Source organism: Cryocola sp. 340MFSha3.1 (assembly GCF_000383315.1).
Taxonomy (GTDB): domain Bacteria; phylum Actinomycetota; class Actinomycetes; order Actinomycetales; family Microbacteriaceae; genus Leifsonia.
Genome location: NZ_KB911087.1, coordinates 682,265 through 699,907, shown reverse-complemented (window position 1 = coordinate 699,907; position 17,643 = coordinate 682,265). Strand labels below are relative to the sequence as shown.

The 17,643-nt window shown below is 71.6% G+C and carries 17 protein-coding genes; 10 read left to right on the top strand and 7 right to left on the bottom strand.

Annotation, left to right across the window (positions count from 1 at the left end):
- Nucleotides 1-60 precede the first annotated feature (60 nt).
- Nucleotides 61-525 (bottom strand): Lrp/AsnC family transcriptional regulator, encoded by a 465-nt coding sequence (locus H284_RS0103340; RefSeq protein ID WP_018190453.1) that lies wholly within the window; start codon nucleotides 523-525, stop codon nucleotides 61-63.
- A gap of 244 nt (nucleotides 526-769) precedes the next feature.
- On the opposite strand from H284_RS0103340, the gene pdhA reads away from it, so the two are divergent.
- The 3 genes from pdhA to H284_RS0103325 are packed head-to-tail and all read left to right on the top strand — an operon-like array spanning nucleotide 770 to nucleotide 4,343.
- On the top strand, nucleotides 770-1,900 hold the full coding sequence (pdhA, locus tag H284_RS0103335; protein ID WP_502685486.1) for a pyruvate dehydrogenase (acetyl-transferring) E1 component subunit alpha: 1,131 nt from the start codon (nucleotides 770-772) through the stop codon (nucleotides 1,898-1,900).
- Nucleotides 1,897-2,907: an alpha-ketoacid dehydrogenase subunit beta gene (locus tag H284_RS0103330; protein WP_029042801.1), complete on the top strand. Its 1,011-nt coding sequence runs from the start codon at nucleotides 1,897-1,899 to the stop codon at nucleotides 2,905-2,907. Before pdhA ends, H284_RS0103330 begins: the two co-directional genes overlap by 4 nt.
- Entirely contained in the window at nucleotides 2,907-4,343 is a 1,437-nt protein-coding gene (locus H284_RS0103325) for a dihydrolipoamide acetyltransferase family protein (RefSeq protein WP_020075144.1), read from the top strand. The genes H284_RS0103330 and H284_RS0103325 overlap by 1 nt, the downstream gene beginning before the upstream one ends.
- A gap of 106 nt (nucleotides 4,344-4,449) precedes the next feature.
- Here the strand turns inward: H284_RS0103325 and dapD are convergent, their stop codons facing one another.
- Entirely contained in the window at nucleotides 4,450-5,460 is a 1,011-nt protein-coding gene (gene dapD, locus H284_RS0103320; RefSeq protein WP_020075143.1) for a 2,3,4,5-tetrahydropyridine-2,6-dicarboxylate N-succinyltransferase, read from the bottom strand.
- A gap of 17 nt (nucleotides 5,461-5,477) precedes the next feature.
- On the opposite strand from dapD, the gene dapE reads away from it, so the two are divergent.
- The 3 genes from dapE to H284_RS20665 all read left to right on the top strand — a co-directional run bounded on the left by dapE (nucleotide 5,478) and on the right by H284_RS20665 (nucleotide 8,051).
- A complete protein-coding gene (gene dapE, locus H284_RS0103315; RefSeq protein ID WP_020075142.1) occupies nucleotides 5,478-6,575 on the top strand; it encodes a succinyl-diaminopimelate desuccinylase in 1,098 nt (365 codons plus the stop codon).
- Nucleotides 6,544-7,809 carry a putative hexosyltransferase gene (locus H284_RS0103310; protein WP_020075141.1) on the top strand — a complete coding sequence of 422 codons (1,266 nt, stop codon included), beginning with the start codon at nucleotides 6,544-6,546 and terminating at the stop codon, nucleotides 7,807-7,809. The genes dapE and H284_RS0103310 overlap by 32 nt, the downstream gene beginning before the upstream one ends.
- A 68-nt stretch (nucleotides 7,810-7,877) precedes the next feature.
- Nucleotides 7,878-8,051, top strand: coding sequence for a DUF3117 domain-containing protein (locus H284_RS20665; RefSeq protein ID WP_018190460.1), 174 nt, complete (start codon nucleotides 7,878-7,880; stop codon nucleotides 8,049-8,051).
- Nucleotides 8,052-8,128: 77 nt separating this feature from the next.
- On the opposite strand, the gene H284_RS0103300 is transcribed toward H284_RS20665, so the two are convergent.
- Nucleotides 8,129-8,761, bottom strand: coding sequence for an O-methyltransferase (locus H284_RS0103300; RefSeq protein WP_018190461.1), 633 nt, complete (start codon nucleotides 8,759-8,761; stop codon nucleotides 8,129-8,131).
- 97 nt (nucleotides 8,762-8,858) lie between these two features.
- Here H284_RS0103300 and H284_RS0103295 point away from each other — a divergent pair, with 97 nt between their 5' ends.
- The 3 genes from H284_RS0103295 to H284_RS0103285 are packed head-to-tail and all read left to right on the top strand — an operon-like array spanning nucleotide 8,859 to nucleotide 12,127.
- Nucleotides 8,859-9,221 (top strand): twin-arginine translocase TatA/TatE family subunit, encoded by a 363-nt coding sequence (locus H284_RS0103295; protein ID WP_018190462.1) that lies wholly within the window; start codon nucleotides 8,859-8,861, stop codon nucleotides 9,219-9,221.
- A gap of 46 nt (nucleotides 9,222-9,267) precedes the next feature.
- Nucleotides 9,268-10,641, top strand: coding sequence for an MFS transporter (locus tag H284_RS0103290; RefSeq protein ID WP_020075140.1), 1,374 nt, complete (start codon nucleotides 9,268-9,270; stop codon nucleotides 10,639-10,641).
- A complete protein-coding gene (locus tag H284_RS0103285; RefSeq protein ID WP_020075139.1) occupies nucleotides 10,628-12,127 on the top strand; it encodes a pyridoxal phosphate-dependent decarboxylase family protein in 1,500 nt (499 codons plus the stop codon). The genes H284_RS0103290 and H284_RS0103285 overlap by 14 nt, the downstream gene beginning before the upstream one ends.
- Nucleotides 12,128-12,235: 108 nt before the next feature.
- On the opposite strand, the gene H284_RS0103280 is transcribed toward H284_RS0103285, so the two are convergent.
- Genes H284_RS0103280 through H284_RS0103270 form a run of 3 tightly spaced genes read right to left on the bottom strand, consistent with a single transcriptional unit; the run spans nucleotide 12,236 to nucleotide 15,222 of the window.
- The gene (locus tag H284_RS0103280) at nucleotides 12,236-13,399 is read right to left on the bottom strand and encodes an Mrp/NBP35 family ATP-binding protein (RefSeq protein WP_020075138.1); all 1,164 of its coding nucleotides are present in this window, start codon (nucleotides 13,397-13,399) and stop codon (nucleotides 12,236-12,238) included.
- Nucleotides 13,392-13,913, bottom strand: coding sequence for a DUF1003 domain-containing protein (locus H284_RS0103275; protein ID WP_018190466.1), 522 nt, complete (start codon nucleotides 13,911-13,913; stop codon nucleotides 13,392-13,394). The genes H284_RS0103280 and H284_RS0103275 overlap by 8 nt, the downstream gene beginning before the upstream one ends.
- Nucleotides 13,900-15,222 carry a magnesium transporter MgtE N-terminal domain-containing protein gene (locus H284_RS0103270; protein ID WP_018190467.1) on the bottom strand — a complete coding sequence of 441 codons (1,323 nt, stop codon included), beginning with the start codon at nucleotides 15,220-15,222 and terminating at the stop codon, nucleotides 13,900-13,902. Before H284_RS0103270 ends, H284_RS0103275 begins: the two co-directional genes overlap by 14 nt.
- Before the next feature lie 76 nt (nucleotides 15,223-15,298).
- Between H284_RS0103270 and H284_RS19915 the strand changes: the two genes are divergently transcribed.
- Nucleotides 15,299-15,928 (top strand): YflT domain-containing protein, encoded by a 630-nt coding sequence (locus tag H284_RS19915; RefSeq protein WP_020075137.1) that lies wholly within the window; start codon nucleotides 15,299-15,301, stop codon nucleotides 15,926-15,928.
- A 64-nt stretch (nucleotides 15,929-15,992) separates the two neighbouring features.
- Here H284_RS19915 and H284_RS0103260 read toward each other — a convergent pair whose 3' ends face one another.
- On the bottom strand, nucleotides 15,993-17,636 hold the full coding sequence (locus tag H284_RS0103260; RefSeq protein WP_018190471.1) for an aminopeptidase P family protein: 1,644 nt from the start codon (nucleotides 17,634-17,636) through the stop codon (nucleotides 15,993-15,995).
- Between the last annotated feature and the right edge of the window lie 7 nt (nucleotides 17,637-17,643).

The following is a 17,643-nucleotide window of genomic DNA, read 5'->3' as shown; positions in this document are numbered from 1 at the left end:
GAGTTTTTCGGCCCGGATGCCGCGTGTCGACCCGAAAAACTCAGGAGCTGATGGCGTGGGTCAGGCGTCGCGGGTGAGGAGGGGGCGCAGGCGGTAGGGGATGAGCTCGCCCATGTCCAGGGATGTCTCGGCGCGGTCGACGCCGTCCGTGGACTGGATGATGCCGGTGATGCGGAAGAGGTCCTCCGCGTCGACGCACACGACGCGCAGCAGCAGGTCGGACGGGCCGGACAGCCCGTGCGCCTGCACGATCTCCGGGATGGCGGCGAGACTCTCCACGACCGCCGCCAGCCGCTGCTGTCGCACGTGCACATTGACGAAGGCGGCCAGCGGATACCCGGCGACCCGGGCGGAGATGCGCCGCTCGAACGACAGGAACGCGCCGCTGCGCTCCAGCTCGGCGACCCGCGCCTGGACCGTGTTGCGGCTGAGGCCGAGCCGATCGGCGAGGGACACGTTCGTCGATCGGGGGTCGTCCGCGAGGGCCAGAAGGATGCGGCGGTCGGTGCTGTCGAAGCTGCGCATAGTGTGAAACCTAGCAGCAGCGCGTCCGGCCGGATAGTGCATCCTGCACGGTCGACACGCCGATGGTTGTGCGCGCTGATCGCGCAGCGTAGCCTTCCACCTAATTCCGGCGAAGGGGCCGGAAGCCGGTCGTGCGCGCCACAAGCAGCGTCGGCCGGGCGCGAGAGTGAAGGTTGCGTGAACCGTGACGATCGACAATCAGCCCGCCACCCGTCGGGGCGGCTCCCACACGGACCTCGGTGCCATGGACGAGCTCCGGCTCGGCGAGGACGGCCTCCGCGAGACCAGCATGAGCGACCTCGGGCTCGTCCGCCTCCTCGACTCCGACGGCGTCCGGCACGAGGACGACCGCTACGACGCCTGGGTCTCCGACATCGGAACCGACCAGCTGCTCGCGCTCTACGAGGACATGCAGGTCATCCGCCGCATCGACGCCGAGGCGACCGCACTGCAGCGTCAGGGCGAGCTCGGTCTCTGGCCGCCGCTGCTGGGTCAGGAGGCCGCCCAGATCGGCTCCGGGCGCGCGCTCCGCACCGACGACTTCGTCTTCTCCAGCTACCGCGAGCATGGCGTCGCGTACTGCCGCGGCGCCGGCCTGGTCGACCTGCTGCGCGTCTGGCGCGGCACGACCCAGAGCGGCTGGAACCCGTACGACATCAACATGGCCACCCCGCAGGTGATCATCGGCGCGCAGACGCTTCACGCGACCGGGTACGCGCTCGGCATCCAGGCCGACGGCACCGATGCGGTGGCGGTCGCCTACTTCGGCGACGGCGCCACCAGCGAAGGGGATGTGAACGAAGCGCTGATCTTCGCTGCGACCTACGCGGCCCCCGTGATCTTCTTCTGCCAGAACAACCAGTACGCGATCTCGGAGCCGGTGTCGCTGCAGGCGCAGCGTCCCATCGCCGACCGCGCGCCCGGCTTCGGCGTGCCGAGCGTCCGTGTCGACGGCAACGACGTGCTGGCCGTGCTCGCGGTGACGCGCGCCGCGCTCGACCGCGCCCGCTCGGGCGGCGGCCCTACTTTCATCGAGGCGGTGACGTACCGGATGGGACCGCACACGACCGCCGACGACCCGACCCGCTACCGCGACGCGTCCGAACTCGACGCCTGGCGCGGCAAGGACCCGCTCGCCCGGGTGGAGGCGTACCTCGTCGCGCAGGGAGCCCTCACGGACGACCGCCGCGCGGCGATCACCGCGAAGGCCGACGCCGTCGCGGCAGAGATGCGCGCGGGCATCACCACGCTCGCCGACCCCGACCCGCTCACCGTCTTCGACAACGTGTATGCCGAACCGCACACCGGCCTCACGCGCCAGCGGGACCACTACTCGCGCTATCTGCGCACCTTCGTGGGGAGCGACGGACGATGACCTCACTGAGCATGGCCAAGGCCATCAATGCCGGGCTCCGGCGAGCTCTGGCCGCCGACGACCACGTCGTTCTGATGGGGGAGGACATCGGCACGCTCGGCGGCGTCTTCCGCGTCACGGACGGCCTGCAGACCGAGTTCGGGCCGCGCCGGGTGATGGACTCGCCGCTCGCGGAGTCCGGGATCCTCGGCACGGCGGTCGGAATGGCGTACCGCGGGTACCGGCCGGTGGTGGAGATCCAGTTCGACGGCTTCATCTATCCGGCATTCGACCAGATCGTGAACCAGGTCGCGCGGATGCACTACCGGACGCAGGGCGCTGTGCGCATGCCGATCGTGATCCGGGTGCCGTTCGCGGGCGGCATCGGCTCGGCCGAGCACCACTCGGACTCGCCGGAGGCGTACTTCGCGCACACCGCCGGGCTCCGAGTGGTCAGCCCGTCCGATCCGCAGGACGCGTTCACGCTCATCCAGCAGGCCATCGCGTCGGACGACCCGGTGCTGTTCTTCGAGCCGAAGCGCCGCTACCACGCCAAGGGCGACGTGGATGAGGACGCCCCGCTCGCCGACGCGCGCCCGATGGGCACAGCGCGGGTGCTGGCGCAGGGCACGGACGTGACCCTGGTCACCTACGGCGGACTGGTGCAGCTCGCGCGCGACGCGGCCGTGGCCGCAGGCGACGACGGCGTGTCGGTAGAGGTCATCGACCTGCGCTCGCTGTCGCCGCTCGACCTCGACACGGTCGTCGCGTCGGTGAAGCGCACCGGCCGTCTCGTGGTGACGCACGAGGCGGCGCTGTCGGGAGGGCTGGCCGCCGAGATCTCGGCGTCCATCACCGAGCGGTGCTTCTACCACCTGGAGCACGCGCCGGTGCGTGTGACCGGGCACGACATCCCGTACCCGCCGGCACGCCTGGAGTCCGCACACCTGCCGGACCTGGACCGCATCCTGGACGGCATCGACCGCGCCATGGACCGGCCCAACTCGCTGAGCGGGGTGGAGGACTGATGGCCGTCCGCGAGTTCGCGCTTCCCGACCTCGGCGAGGGACTGACCGAGTCGGAGCTGGTCGCCTGGAAGGTCGCCGTCGGTGACACCGTGCAGCTCAATCAGATCATCGCCGAGGTGGAGACGGCCAAGGCGCTCGTCGAGCTGCCCGCGCCGTACGACGGGCGCGTCTCCCGCCTGTTCGTGGAGCCGGGGGTCACGGTGGCCGTCGGCGAGCCGCTCGTGGCGTTCGAGGTGGATGCGGGGGAGTCGGAGGGGGACGCGCCGGCGGCTCCTGCTGCTCCCGCGTCGGAGACGGGTCCGTCGGCGTCGCCGGACGGGCGCGAGCCGACCCTGGTCGGCTATGGCGCGCGGCCGGAGTCGGGTGCGCGCCCGGCGCGGAGGGCACGGCCGGGGTTGGCCGTGGCCGGAAGTGCGGCGGGTGCTGGTTCGGTCGCGACGGCCCAGACGGCCCAGACGGCCGTGACGGCCCAGACGGCCGTGACGAGTGTGGCTGCGCCTGCCTCAGCTGCCTCGCCGGCCCCGAACACGGGCGCGACGGCGACCGCGTTGGCCGAGCGCCCGCGCGCGACCCCGCCGGTGCGCAAATTCGCGCGCGAGCTCGGTGTCGACCTGGCGTCGGTGGCCGGCTCGGGTGACCGCGGGCTGATCACGCGTGGGGATGTGCAGCAGTACGCCGAACAGCGGGGGAGCGGCTCCGCGACAGCGGCCGGCGCGGCCACGGTGGATGCGGGAGCGCGCGAGAAGCGCATCCCGATCCGGGGCGTCCGCAAGGCGACCGCCGACGCGATGGTCCGGAGCGCGTTCGGTGCGCCGCAGGCGACCGTGTTCCTGACGATCGACGTGACGCCGACGATGGAGCTGATCTCGCGACTGCGCGCGCTGCCCGAGCTGGTTGAGGCGCGGCCGGGGCTGCTGGCCGTCGTCGCCAAGGCGCTGCTGCTTGCGGTGCGGCGAACACCGGAGGTCAACTCCCGGTGGGACGATGCCGCGAACGAGATCGTCCAGGCGGAGTACGTGCATCTCGGCATCGCGGCGGCGACGCCGCGCGGGCTGATGGTGCCGGTGATCCGAGACGCGGACGGCATGACGCTCGGCGGCCTCTCCGGCGCGATCCGCAGCCTCGCCGAGATCGCGCGGGCGGGTCGGACCGCCCCGGCGGACCTCAGCGGCGGCACGATCACGATCACCAACGTCGGCGTGTTCGGCGTGGATGCGGGGACGCCCATCCTGACGCCCGGTGAGGCGGCGATCCTCGCTGTGGGCGCGGTGCGTCGTCAGCCGTGGGAGCACGACGGCGGCATCGCGCTCCGCCAGGTGCTCACTCTCGCGCTGACGTTCGACCACCGGATCGTCGACGGCGAGCAGGCCTCCCGCTTCCTCGCCGACATCGGCCGCATCCTCGCCGATCCCGCCTCCGTCCTCACCCTCGTCTAGCCCCCCGTCGAGTCCGCAAACTTTGCACGCGAAACGCCGCGCGAGCGTGCAAAGTTTGCGGACTCGACGGTGGGGGGAGGGGGAGGCGAGAAAGGGGGGAGCGGGGCTAGGCGTGGAGGGCCGCGTTGAGCTCCACGCCGGTGCCGTTGCGGCGGAGGACCTCGACGGCTCCCGTGAGGGAGTTGCGGCGGAAGAGGAGGCCGGGCTGGCCGGACAGCTCGGCGGCCTTCACCGTGCGGGGGCGGCCGTCGGCGGTCGGCGCCTCGCCGACCAGCACGACCTTGGTTCCCGCGGTCACGTAGAGACCGGCCTCGACGACCGAGTCGTCGCCGATCGAGATGCCGATGCCGGAGTTCGCGCCGAGCAGGGCCCGCTCGCCGATCGAGACGCGGTGCGTTCCGCCGCCGGACAGCGTCCCCATGATGGATGCGCCGCCGCCGATGTCCGAGCCGTCGCCCACGACGACGCCCTGCGAGATACGGCCTTCGACCATCGAGGTGCCGAGTGTGCCGGAGTTGAAGTTGACGAATCCCTCGTGCATCACGGTCGTGCCCGGGGCCAGGTGCGCGCCGAGGCGCACCCGGGACGCGTCGGCGATGCGCACGCGCTCCGGCGTCACGTAGTCGAGCAGCCGCGGGAACTTGTCGATGCCCGAGACCTGGATGCCGGCGCGCTGCAGGCGCGGACGCAGCCGGTCGAGGTCGGCCGGGTTCACCGGTCCGGCGTTCGTCCACGCGACGGTGGGCAGGTGCGCGAACACGCCGTCCAGGTTGAGTCCGTTGGGCTGCACGAGCAGGTGCGACAGCAGGTGCAGGCGCAGGTACGCGTCGGGCGTGGAGGCGGGTGGCGCATCCAGTTCGATCTCGACCGTCACGATGTCGACGCGCACGGCGCGGCGTGGGTCGTCGCCGGCAAGCTCCTCGAGCTCGGCCGGGGCGATCCAGCGCTCGCGGCCCGCCGGCAGCCTGCCGAGCTGGGGCTCGGGGAACCAGGTGTCGAGCACGGTTCCATCGGCGGACACCGTCGCGAGCCCGTAGCCCCAGGCGGAACGGACGTCGGTGGAGCGGACGTCGGTGGAGCGGGGCGCGGCGGAATTTTCAGGCACGGCAGAGGGCATGCCCCTAGGTTAGTAGGGTGCAGATCAGCAGTGTTCCCCTCGACCTGACCGCCTCGTCCATCGACCTCACACGCCAGTTGTGCGACATCGAGTCCGTCTCCGGCGGGGAGGGCACCCTCGCCGACGCGATGGAAGCCGCGCTGACCGGCCTGCCGCATCTGGAGGTCATCCGCGACGGCGACGCGATCGTCGCGCGCACCGACCTGGGCCGCGGCAGGCGCGCGTTGATCGCCGGGCACATCGACACCGTCCCGCTCAACAACAACCTGCCGACGCGGTTCGAGGAGCACGACGGCATCCGCTACCTGTGGGGCCGCGGAACCGTGGACATGAAGGCCGGCGTCGCCGTGCAGCTGAAGCTCGCCGCCGAGCTCTCTGATCCCTCCGTCGACGTCACGTGGATGTGGTACGACCACGAGGAGGTCAACGCCGAGCTGAACGGCCTCGGCCGCCTCGCCCGCAACCGGCCCGACCTCTTCGTCGGCGACTTCGGCATCCTCGGCGAGCCGAGCAACGGCGTCGTGGAGGGCGGCTGCAACGGCAACCTCCGCGTCGAAGTGCGCACCTACGGCCTGCGCGCCCACTCGGCCCGCGGCTGGGTCGGCGACAATGCCATCCACAAGGCCGCGCCCATCCTGGACATCCTCGCGGGCTACCAGGCGCGTGAGGTCGAGGTCGACGGGCTCGTCTACAAGGAGGGCCTCAATGCGGTCGGCATCTCCGGGGGAGTGGCCGGCAACATCATCCCGGACGAGTGCATGGTCCACATCAACTACCGCTTCGCTCCGTCGCGCTCGTCGCAGGAGGCCATCGAGCACATGCACGAGCTGTTCGGCGACTACGAGATCACGGTCGTCGACCGTGCAGACGGCGCCCGCCCGGGATTGGATGCGCCCCTCGCGCAGGAGTTCGTCGCCGCGGTCGGCGGTGTGGCGAAGCCGAAGTACGGGTGGACGGACGTCGCCCGGTTCAGCGCCATGGGCATCCCCGCGGTCAACTACGGTCCCGGCGACCCGCTGAAGGCGCACGCCGACGACGAGCGCGTCGACGTCGAGCAGATCGTCGCGGTCGAGGAGGGGCTGCGTGCCTGGCTCACCGGCGCCGGCGCGCGCTGACTCCACGGCGCTGCCGGATGCGGCGGGCGGCCGGGCGGTCGCCCGCGGCCCGTGGTGGACGCTGTGGTGGGTGCGGGTCCTCCTGATCTATCTGGGGGCGCGCGCGGTCACGACCGTGATCCTTCTGGGCTTCGCCGCCGCGGAGGGCGCGAACGCCTGGACGAGCGCGTCGCCCGACTACTTCTCGTTCGCGAACCTGTGGGACGGGCGCTGGTACGAGATCGTCGCCGGCTCCGGCTATCCCGCCGGCCTTCCGACGACCGACGGTGTGCACGTCGCCGAGAACGCGTGGGCGTTCCTTCCCGGCTACCCGGGGCTCGTCGACGCGATCATGTTCCTGACTCGGTTGCCCTGGCCGATGGCCGCGGTGCTGGTGTCGTTCGCGGCGGGCGCCGGGGCGGCCCTGGTGTTCCATCAGCTGATGCGCCGCGTGGGCCTGAGCGCCTCGACCAGCCTGTTCGCGGTCGTCCTGTTCTGCGCCGCGCCCGTCTCGCCCCTGTTCCAGGTGGCGTACGCCGAGTCGCTGTACATCCTGTTGCTCGTGACCGCGCTGCTGCTGCTCGTCGAGCGGCGATACGCCTGGCTGTTCCCGGTCGTCCTGGCGATGGCGTTCACGCGCCCGTCGGGGCTCGCGTTCGCCCTCGCCCTCGTGCTGCACGTCGGATACCGGTGGATGCGGCGGCGCGACGACCCGTTCCCGGTGCGCGAGCGCGTGCTCAGCGTCTCGCTCGCCGTCTTCAGCGGCCTCGCGGGACTCGCCTGGCCGGCGATCGCCGCGATCGGGACGGGCTCGCTCACGGCCTACACCGACACCGAGCTGGCCTGGCGGTCGGCGTACATCGGGTACACGCACCTGGTGCCGTTCACGCCCTGGTTCCAGGGGGCCGACTGGTGGGCGAGCGCGATGCTCGGCATCCCCGGCTGGGTGGGCATGGCCGCGCTGGTCGTCATCGTGGCGCTGTTCGGCATCCTGCTGTTCTCCCCGGCGGTGCGGAGGCTCGGCGTCGACCTGCGGTTCTGGGTGGCCGCGTACTCGCTCTACCTGCTCGCCGTGTTCTTCCCGCAGTCGAGCACGTTCCGGCTGCTGATGCCGCTGTTCCCCCTGCTCGGCGCGCTCGCCCTGCCGCGGAGCCGGGTCTACCGCGTGGCGATCGTCGCCCTGTTCATCGCCCTGCAGGTGGGCTGGGTCGCCGTCTGCTGGTTCATCAACGGATACGACTGGTCACCTCCGTGATCCCTCCGATTTCCGCACGTCGGCAACGATGTCGGATAATAGAAGGACATCCACGAAAGGGGAGCTGCATGGCGGCCATGAAGCCGAGGACCGGGGACGGGCCGATGGAGGCTGTGAAGGAGGGACGGCTCATCATCGTGCGTGTGCCGCTCGAGGGTGGGGGACGACTGGTGGTCTCCGTCAACGACGCGGAAGCCAAAGAGCTCCACGACGCGCTTGCCAGCGTCGTGACCTCCGCCTGACCATACGCTGTACCGAGAAGGGCCCCGATCGAATCGATCGGGGCCCTTCTCGCATTGCCGGCCCGTGGGCCGGTCGCCTACGGCGCGAGCTTGGTGATCTGCAGCAGCCCCTCGCCGGCCGGCGACAGGGCGCTGATGACCGCGCCGGACGCGGACGTCTCGGTGATGAGCGTGCGGAAGCCGGTCGCGACCTCGTCACGCGCCGCCGGGTCGGCGACGCGTCCGCGCCAGAGCGCGCGGGCGACGAGCACCGTTCCGCCCGGGCGCACCAGGCGCAGCCCGTGCTCGACGTACTCGATGACCGACTGCGGGTCGGCGTCGATGAAGACGATGTCGTACGAGTTCTCGTTCATACGCGGCAGCACCTCGAGCGCACGACCGGGGATGAGCCGCACACGGTTCGACGGCAGCCCCGCCTCGGTGAAGAACGCGCGGGCATGCTGCTGGTACTCGACCTCCACGTCGATGGAGGTGAGCTGCGCATCCGTGCCGCCGGTGAGGAGCCACAGGCCCGAGACTCCGACGCCGGTTCCGATCTCGACGACGTTCTCGGCGCGCGTCGCCGCCACGACGACGGCCGCCTGGGCGCCGGTCGCGGGCGAGATGGGGTCGATGCCCAGTTCGAGCGACTGCTGTCGTGCCCGGGCGATCACATCGCTCTCGACGACGATGTCGTCGGCGAATCTCCAGTTCGAGTCCTTGTCTGACACTGCACTCCCGTCGATCGGCCTCGGGCGCGGGCCTCTTCACAGGATACGGCGGGCTCATGCGGCATCCGTGCAGGCATCGCCGCGATACCCTGGAAACGTGTTCGGGCTGACCTTCGACAAGCTGCTGATCGTGGCGGTGATCGCTGCGTTCGTCATCGGCCCGGAGCGCCTGCCCGCGTACGCCGCGAAGCTCGGTCAGCTGGTGCGGTCGTTGCGCGACTTCGCCAACGGCGCGAAGGACCGGATGCGGGATGAGATGGGCCCCGAGTTCGACGAGGTCGACTGGAAGAAGCTCGACCCCCGCCAGTACGACCCGCGCCGCATCATCCGCGAAGCGCTGCTCGAGGACGGCCCGGAGGCCGCCGGCGCGATCAAGCCCGTGACGCAGTCCGCGTACGCGCAGCGGAAGCTGCCGCTGACGGCCGGGGCGATCCCGCCGTACGACACCGAGTCCACCTGACGCGGCGCGGCGGGCTGCGCGGTCGCGCATCCACTACGCTGCGGACATGATCGCAACGGAGCAGTCGCTGAGCAGGGCGACCGTCGCGCGGTACGCCGTCGGGTCGCTCGGAACGGGCGGCTTCGCGACCCTTCCCGGGCTGGTGCTCGTGTACTACCTCACCGACTCGCTGGGTGTCGCCGCGATCGCCGCGGGCGTGGTCGTGACGGTGGCCAAGGTGTGGGACGTGGTGATCGACCCGGTGATCGGCGCCCGCAGCGACCGGATGCTCGCCGTGCGCGGCTCCCGCCGGCCGATGATGCTGCTGGGTGCGCTCGCGCTGCCGGTGTTCTTCCTGCTCACATTCGCCGTCCCGCCCGGGACGCCGGCCGCGGCCGCCGCCGTCTGGGTGCTGCTCGCGTTCGTGCTGACGGCGACGGCGTTCAGCCTGTTCCAGGTGCCGTACATCGCGCTGCCGGCCGAGCTCGCGTCCGGATACGACCAGAGGACGCGCCTGCTGACCTGGCGCGTGGTGGTTCTGACCTTCGCCATCCTGCTGTTCGGGGCCGGCGGGCCGGCGCTGCGGTCCCTCGGCGGGGGCAACGCCTTCGCGGGGTACTTCCTGATGGCACTGGTCGCGGGTGTGACGATCGGCGCCGGGATGCTCGTCTCGGCGTTCGTCGCGCCGCGCGGACTGCCCGCTGCCGAGCCGCCGGCGCGAGAGAGCATCGTCGCGACCGTGCGCTCGAACTACGCGGCCGGGGTGCGCGTGCTGCGCGACAGCCAGCCGTTCCGCGCCCTGCTGCTCACGTTCCTGCTGCAGGGACTGGCCACCGGCCTGATGCTCGCCGGGGCCAACTACGTCGCCACGTGGGTGCTCCACTCGGAGGACGCCGTGACGTTCCTGTTCGTCGCGCTCATCGGCCCCGCGCTCATCGTGACGCCGCTGTGGGGCGTCATCGCGCGCCGCATCGGCAAGGAGCGCGGGTTCGTGATCGCGAGCGTCCTGTTCGGGCTGGCGGCCCTGTCCATGGTCGCGCTGTTGTGGGCGCCCGGCGCGTGGGTCTATGCCCCTGTGGCGCTGGCGGGAGCCGGGTACGCGGGCATGCAGTCCCTGCCGATGGCCATGCTGCCCGACGTCATCTCGCACGACGCGCGGCGCAACGGCGAGGGTCGGGCGGGAACGTTCGGCGGCATGTGGACAGCGGGGGAGACGACGGGCATGGCGCTCGGCGCGACCGTGCTGAGCATCGTGCTCGCGGTGAGCGGCTACGTCTCGCGCAGTGCGGCCGTGGCGGAGGCGGGCGCGTCTCAGCCGGCCAGCGCCGTCGCCGGGATCGCCCTGAGCTTCAGCCTCGTGCCGGCGATCATCATCGCGATCAGCCTGGTGCCGCTGGCGCGCTACCGGCTCCGGAAGGGAGACATCGATGTCGTCGTTTGACGCAGCGGCCATCCTCGGGCGCCTCGCCGCCCTGCGCGAGGCGGACGCCCCGACGCACGGCGGCCGGGTGCTGAGCTACGTGTACGACTCGGGGATGCCCGAGATCGACGAGCTCGCGGCCGAGGCCATGCGGCTGGTGCAGCCGGTGAACGGCCTGGACCCGACGACATTCACGTCCGTCGCGGTGATGGAGCGCGAAGTCGTCGGGTTCGCCCGCGAGCTGCTGCACGGCGGGGACGACGTGGTCGGCTCGGTGACCTCAGGAGGCACGGAGTCGTGCCTGCTCGCCGTGAAGACCGCGCGCGACGTCTGGCGCGCCGCGGGCGGCACGGGGACGCCCCGCCTGCTCGCGCCCGTGACCGTGCACGCGGCGTTCCAGAAGGCGGCGGCACTGTTCGACCTGACGCTGGACCTCGTGCCTGTGGATGCGCGGACCGGGCGGCTCGACGCATCCCGTCTGATCGAGCGCATCGGTCAGGACGTCGCGCTGGTCGTCGTCTCGGCGCCCTCGTACCCGTACGCGACACTCGACCCGATCGAGGAGGTGGCCGCCGCGTGCGACGACGCCGGGGTGGCCTGCCATGTGGATGCCTGCATCGGCGGGTGGATCCTGCCGTTCTGGCGGGCGGCGGACGGATCGGCGCTGCCGGCGTGGGACTTCCGGGTGCCCGGCGTGACGAGCGTCTCGGCCGACCTCCACAAGTACGGCTACGCGCCGAAGGGAGCCAGCGTCCTTCTGCAGCGCGGGCGCGACCGTCAGCGGCGCCAGTACTTCGCGACGACCGGCTGGCCGGGGTATCCGGTCGTCAACTCCACCCTGCTCGGGTCGAAGTCGGCCGGGTCGCTCGCGGCATCCTGGGCGATCATCCAGGCGCTCGGAGCCCGCGGTTTCGGCGGCCTCGCCGAGTCGTGCCGTCGTGCCACCCGCGGGCTGCAGGACATCGTCGGCGACATCGAGGGGCTGCGCGTGCTCGGCGACCCGACCGGTCCGCTGCTCGCCGTCACGACCGACGACGCGGTGCCGCCGGAGCGCCGCGTCGACCCGCACCACTGGGCCGACCGGGTGCGGCGCCGCGGCTGGGTGCTGCAGCTGCAGCCGGGGCTGGTGCAGCCGGACGGCACGCGCCTCCCGCACACCACCCACCTCACGATCACGCCGGTGACGGAGGCGCGGATCGACGAATTGGAGGCGGCCCTGCGCGGTGCCGCCGACGAGGCGCGCGGCGTGCCCCCGGTCGACGGGGACGCGGTGCTCGCCGCCCTGCCCGGGGACCTGCTGGCGGGGCTCGCGGCGGGCGACGTGCAACTCGACTCGGCGACGGCTGCCCACATCCTGGGCTCGATCGGCCTCGCGGGAGGCGCGACCCCCGGCCTCCCCGACGATCAGGCGCCGCTGCTCGCGCTCGTCTCGGCGCTGCCGCGCCCCGTCACCGAACGCCTCCTCACCGAGCTGCTCGCCCGGGCCGTAGAGCCCCCCGACGCCTGACCCGCTCCCGCCTCCCGCCTCCGTCCCACCGTCGAGTCCGCAAACTTTGCACGCTGAGGGGGCGTTGAGCGTGCAAAATATGCGGACTCGACGGCGGGGGGTTCGGGGTCAGCGGACGGAGAGACCGAGCTTGCGGCCGGCGAGGCCGCGGGAGCGGGTCGCCAGGCGGTCGGCGACGGCGCGGATCGCGGCGGCGGCGGGGTCCGCAGGGTCGGTCACCACGATGGGCGCTCCGGTGTCGCCGCCGGCCCGCAGCGGGATGCTGAGGGGCACGCTGGCGAGCAGCGGCACCTCCTCCTCTTGCCCGGCCGACAGCCGTCGCGCGACCTCCGCGCCGCCGCCGGAGCCGAACAGGTCGAGCACGCTGCCGTCCGGCTGCACGAGCCCCGCCATGTTCTCGATCACGCCGATGACCCGCTGACCGGTCTGACGCGCGACGACGCCGCTGCGCTCGGCCACGTCGGCCGCGGCCGGCTGCGGTGTCGTCACCACGAGCACCTCCGCGCCGGGGAGCAGCTGGCCGACCGAGATCGCGACGTCCCCGGTGCCCGGCGGGAGGTCGAGCAGCAGCACGTCGAGGTCGCCGAAGTACACGTCCGACAGGAACTGCTGGATGGTGCGATGCAGCATCGGCCCGCGCCACGCGACGGCCGCGGAGGCCGAATCGACGAACATCCCGATCGAGACGACCTTCACGCCGTAGGCGACCGGCGGAAGGATCATGTCATCCACGCGCGTCGGCCGCGGCGCGACGCCGTTCTCGTCGGTCAGGCCGAGGATGCCGGGGATGGAGAAGCCGTGCACGTCCGCATCCACGATCCCGACCCGTAGCCCGCGCTCCGCCAGTGCGACCGCGAGGTTGGCCGTGACCGTCGACTTGCCGACTCCGCCCTTGCCGCTCGTGACGGCGTAGACGCGGGTCAGGGACTCCGGGCCGAACTGCTGACCGCGCGTCGGCCGGCCCGCACGAAGGCGGTCGGTCAGAGCACGCCGCTCGGCGGGGGTCATCACGGAGACGTCGACGGCGACCTCGGTCACACCGGGGACGGCGGCGGTTGCCGCGCGCACATCGCGTTCGATCGCATCGGCCGCTGGGCAGCCGACGATGGTCAGCTTGATGCCGACCTCGGCACGGCCCTGCGCATCCACCTCCACGCCGCCCAGCATGTCGAGCTCGGTGATCGGCTTGCGGATCTCGGGGTCGAGCACCGCCCCGAGCGCGCTCCGGACGGCGACGGCGAGATCGACTCCCGCGCTGTCCGGCTCAGGCACGGGCCTGCTCGCCCTCGCCCGCGTCGCCCCTCTCGAGGTCCTCGAGCAGCGAGCGGAGCTCGGCGCGGATGAAGTCCTTCGTCGCCATGTCCTTCACCGCCAGCCGCAGGGCGACGACCTCGCGCGCCAGGTACTCGGTGTCGGCGAGGTTGCGCTCTGCACGCTGCCGGTCCTGCTCGATCTGCACGCGGTCGCGGTCGTCCTGACGGTTCTGCGCGAGCAGGATCAGGGGAGCGGCATACGACGCCTGTAGCGAGAGCACGAGCGTCAGCGCGATGAAGCCCAGAGCCGCGGAGTCGAAGCGCCAGGCGTTCGGGGCGAGCGTGTTCCACGCCATCCACGCGAGGACGAAGACGGTCAGACCCAGGATGAACCACGGCGTTCCCATCGCCCGCGCGATCCACTCGGTGAACCGGCCGAACCGGTCGCGCGACTCCAGCGGGCTGCGCCGCAACACCGGCGTCCGGAGTCCCTTCGGGGCGTCGAGCCCCGCGTCCTGCCTACCTCCTGCCACTTCCGCCCCTCCTTCCGTTCACGATGCGGATGCTTCCGGTCTGGTCGGACGGCGCCGTGCGTTTCACGGGCTCGTCCTCGTCTTGACTTCGCCAGTCGTCGGGGAGCAGATAGTCGAGGATGTCGTCGATGGTCACCACCCCGACGAGACGATGCTTGTCGTCGACCACGGGGACCGAGACGAGGTTGTACGAGGCGAGAATGCGCGACACCTCGGCGGCGGAGGTGTCGGCGGTGACCGGCTCCAGGCTCGGGTCGAGCAGGGTGCCGAGGCGCACGTGCGGGGGGTAGCGCAGCATCCGCTGGAAGTGCACGACGCCCAGGAACCGGCCGGTCGGCGGCTCGTATGGCGGCAGCGTGACGCAGACGGCCGCGCCGAGCGCGGGCGCGAGCTCGTGACGGCGGATCAGAGCGAGGCCCTCCGCAACCGTCGCGTCGGCTGAGACGATGATCGGCTCGGTGGTCATCAGACCGCCCGCGGTGTCCGGGTTGTAGCTGAGGAGCATGCGGACGTCGTCCGCCTCCTCCGGCTCCATGAGCTCCAGCAGGTGCTCGCCGCGCTCGTCGGAGAGCTGGGCGATCAGGTCGGCTGCGTCGTCCGGCTCCATCTGGTCGAGCACGTCGGCGGCACGGTCGTCGTTCAGCTGGGCGAGGATCTGCACCTGCTCGCTCTCCGGCATCTCCTCCAGAACGTCGGCGAGGCGGTCGTCCGGCAACTCCTCCGCGACCTCCAGCATCCGTTGCTGAGGGAGGTCGAGGAGAGTGTTCGCGAGGTCGGCGGGCTTCAGCTCCGAGTAGGTGGCGATGAGCTGCTCGGCCGACTGCGCCTCGCCGAGCTTCTGCTTCTCGCGCACCTCGTTCCAGGTCACGAACGTCGTCGCGCCCTTGGCGAAGGGGGAGCCGCCCGCCTTGGGCTTCCGGACGAACAGCTGGCTGACCGCCCAGTCGCCGGTCTCGGTCTCCTCGATCGCGACGTCCTCGATGGTGGCCTCGCCGCCGCCGTCGGTGAACACCACTCGGCGGCCGAGGAGCTCGGCGATCACGCGCACCTCGCCGCCGCGCTGCTCGAAGCGGCGCATGTTGATGATGCCGTTGGTGATGATCTGCCCGCTGCCGATGCTGGTGACCCGCCCGATGGACAGGAACACGCGGCGCTTCCCGGGGATCTCGACGATCAACCCGACGACGCGGGGAGGGTCGTTCTTGCGGTACACGACCAGGACGTCTCTGACCTTGCCGACCCGGTCTCCGACGGGATCGAACACGGTCGTCCCGGCCAGGCGGGCGACGAAGACTCTGGGCGAACTCACCCTGTTAACCTAGCCCTCGCAGGTGAACGAAGGCTGTTTCCGTGCCCTCGCGAAGCCTGGATGGAACAATGGGTGGATGAGCACACCTGGGCTGAACAACGGGCGCAACCGTATCCTCTTCCCGACCCTGCCGCGAGGCGAAGTGGTCGCCACCTTCGAGAGCTATCCCGAGGCGCAGGAGGCGGTCGACGTGCTGGCCCGCGCCGACTTCCCCGTCGACAAGGTCTCGATCGTCGGCAGCGACCTGAAGAGCGTCGAGCGTGTCACCGGCAAGCTCACCTGGGGCCGCGTCGCACTGGCGGGTGCGGCGTCCGGTGCGTGGCTCGGCATCTTCTTCGGCCTGCTGCTCATCATCTTCTCGCCGTCGGTCAGCCTCGCGTTCGTGCTCGCCGCGCTGCTCCTCGGTGCGGGATTCGGGATGCTGTGGGGCATCGTCTCCTACGCGATCAACCGGCGCAGGCGCGACTTCACGTCCGTCCAGCAGGTGATCGCGACCAGCTACTCGGTGCTCGTCGACTCCGACCTCGGCAACCGCGCACGCAACCTGCTCGCGAGCGGGGGACCCGAGGAGCCGGCCGCAGCCCCGGGATGGACGCCGCCCGCGCAGCCGCAGCACCCGTCCGACCCGCCGCCCGCGCCTCCCGCGTCGGCACCGCCGGTCGCTCCCCAGCCGGGCGACGAGCGTCCGCCCGCACCCTCGGCCTGACCACCTCCGCCGAAGTGCACGTGGTGGCGGCTATTTCGCGTGCGAAACAGCCACGACGTGCACCTCAGCGCTGCGAGAGCCGCCGCACCCACGCCTCCACATCGTCCGCGGTGCGCGGGATGTCGGCGGAGAGGTTCTCGGCGCCGTCCTCGGTGACCAGGATGTTGTCCTCGATGCGCACGCCGATGCCGCGGAAGCTCTCGGGAACGGTCAGGTCGTCCGGCTGGAAGTAGAGCCCGGGCTCGATCGTGAACACCATTCCGGGCTGGAGCACGCCGTCGAGGTAGAGCTCCCGGCGCGCCTGCGCGCAGTCGTGCACATCGAGACCGAGGTGGTGGCTCGTCCCGTGCACCATGTAGCGGCGGTGCTGCTGGTTCTCGACCTCCAGGGCCTCCTCGGCGCTGACCGGGAGCAGACCCCATTCGGCCGTGCGCCGCGCGATGACCGCCATGGCGGTCGCATGGATCTCGCGGAACCGGATGCCGGGCCGCACGATCGCGAACGCCGCGTCCGCCGCCTCCCGCACCGCCTCGTAGATCAGGCGCTGCGTCTCGGTGAAGGTGCCGTCGATGGGGAACGTGCGGGTGATGTCGGCGGTGTAGTAGCTGTCGAGTTCGACGCCCGCATCCAGCAGGATGAGGTCGCCCGGCACCACGGGGCCGTCGTTGCGCGTCCAGTGCAGGATGCACGCGTGCGGTCCGCTCGCCGCGATCGTGTCGTAGCCGACCGCGTTGCCGTCGGCGCGGGCGCGGCCGTAGAAGACGCCCTCGACGAGCCGCTCGCCGCGCGGGTGCGCGGTGATGCGCGGCAGGTCGGCGATCACGTCGTCGAAGCCGCGGGCGGTCGCCGCGACCGCGGCGCGCAGTTCGGCGATCTCGTACTCGTCCTTGACGAGGCGCAGCTCGGAGAGCTCGCGGGCCAGCCGGTCATCCTCATCGTGGTCCTCCGGGTCGACATCGGTGCCGTCGCCGTCGCCGTCGGAACCGTCTCCCAGCAGCAGGCGCGCCGCATCCACGTCGTCCGTGATGCCGCGGTCGGCCTCGCGCAGCACGACGGTGTCGCCGTCCACCGCGTCGAGCACCGAGCGCACCTCGGCGATGCCGCGGGTGGCCAGCGCGAGGTCGCCGGCGACCTGCGCGAGCGACGGACGGGGACCGATCCAGAACTCGCCGATCTCGGGGTTCGCGTAGAACTCGTCGGAGTCGCGTCCCGCCCGCTCGCGGAAGTACAGGGTCGCCTCGTGTCCGGACGCCGTCGGCTCCAGCACCAGGACGCTGCCCGGCTCGGAGTCCGAACCCCAGCCCGTCAGGTACGCGAACGCCGAGTGCGCGCGGAACGGGTAGTCGGTGTCGTTGGAGCGCTGCGCGAGGCGCCCGGCCGGGATGATGAGGCGCTTCCCGGGGAACAGCTCGGACACGCGCGCACGACGGGCCGCCGCATACTGCGCCTGGCGGCGCGGCTCGGGCACGACCTCCGGACGCTCGGCCCATCCCGAGCCGATGTACTCGCGGAAAGCATCGGAACCGGGGGTCGTCGAGCGGTTCTGCGTCGCGCGCGGAGCCTCATCGGACTCGGCGGCGGCAGCCGTCTCGGTCGTCGTGGCGACCGCTGCGGCGGTCGGGTCGTCGACGGTGTCGGTCGCGGTGTCGGTCGCGATGTCGGCGTCTGCGGTGGCTGGCGTGGTCGGCTGGGAGGACATGGCGTCCATTCTTCCA

Coding starts and splice junctions, on each gene's coding strand:
- H284_RS0103340 (WP_018190453.1), bottom strand. CDS start 525: ATGCGCAGCTTCGACAGCACCGACCGCCGCATCCTTCTGGCCCTCGCG.
- pdhA (WP_502685486.1), top strand. CDS start 770: ATGGACGAGCTCCGGCTCGGCGAGGACGGCCTCCGCGAGACCAGCATG.
- H284_RS0103330 (WP_029042801.1), top strand. CDS start 1,897: ATGACCTCACTGAGCATGGCCAAGGCCATCAATGCCGGGCTCCGGCGA.
- H284_RS0103325 (WP_020075144.1), top strand. CDS start 2,907: ATGGCCGTCCGCGAGTTCGCGCTTCCCGACCTCGGCGAGGGACTGACC.
- dapD (WP_020075143.1), bottom strand. CDS start 5,460: ATGCCCTCTGCCGTGCCTGAAAATTCCGCCGCGCCCCGCTCCACCGAC.
- H284_RS20665 (WP_018190460.1), top strand. CDS start 7,878: ATGGCGGCCATGAAGCCGAGGACCGGGGACGGGCCGATGGAGGCTGTG.
- H284_RS0103290 (WP_020075140.1), top strand. CDS start 9,268: ATGATCGCAACGGAGCAGTCGCTGAGCAGGGCGACCGTCGCGCGGTAC.
- H284_RS0103285 (WP_020075139.1), top strand. CDS start 10,628: ATGTCGTCGTTTGACGCAGCGGCCATCCTCGGGCGCCTCGCCGCCCTG.
- H284_RS19915 (WP_020075137.1), top strand. CDS start 15,299: ATGAGCACACCTGGGCTGAACAACGGGCGCAACCGTATCCTCTTCCCG.
- H284_RS0103260 (WP_018190471.1), bottom strand. CDS start 17,636: ATGGACGCCATGTCCTCCCAGCCGACCACGCCAGCCACCGCAGACGCC.